The following is a 611-nucleotide window of genomic DNA, read 5'->3' on the forward strand; positions in this document are numbered from 1 at the left end:
CATCACGCGCGTGCGCTGTTCGGCCGCCTCGATCGAGCGCGTGACCGTCTCGAGCTGCGATTTCGTGCGCGCGAGCACGTCGCCGAACTTGCCGAATTCGGTCTTCACCGCGCCGAGCACCTGCCAGACCTCGCTCGAGCGCTTCTCGATCGCGAGCGTGCGGAACCCCATCTGCAGACTGTTCAGCAGCGCCGTCAGCGTCGTCGGGCCGGCCACCGTCACGCGATAGTCGCGCTGCAGCAGATCGGTCAGGCCGGGGCGGCGCAGGATCTCCGCGTAGAGCCCTTCGGTCGGCAAGAACAGCAGCGCAAAATCGGTCGTGTGCGGCGGCGCGACGTACTTTTCGGCGATCGTGCGCGCCTCCGCGCGAATCCGCGCCTCGAGCGCGCGCGCGGCCTCCTCGACAGCCGCCGCGTCCGCGCGTTCCTGCGCGTCGATCAGGCGTTCGTAGTCTTCACGCGGGAATTTCGCGTCGATCGGCAACCACACCGGTTCCGCGCCGCCCGCCGCGCCTTCGTCGTGCCGCCCCGGCAGCCGGATCGCGAACTCGACGCGCTCGCCGCTCTTCGGCACCGTCGCGACGTTCTTCGCGTATTGATCCGGCGTCAGCA

The 611-nt window shown here is 69.4% G+C and carries 1 protein-coding gene; it reads right to left on the reverse strand.

What is annotated here, in order from left to right:
* The coding region (locus tag ACU8YE_RS23920; protein ID WP_446929828.1) for a DNA recombination protein RmuC at nt 1–611 on the reverse strand (611 nt) is incomplete at both ends.

This window comes from Ralstonia sp. VS2407 (assembly GCF_052950655.1).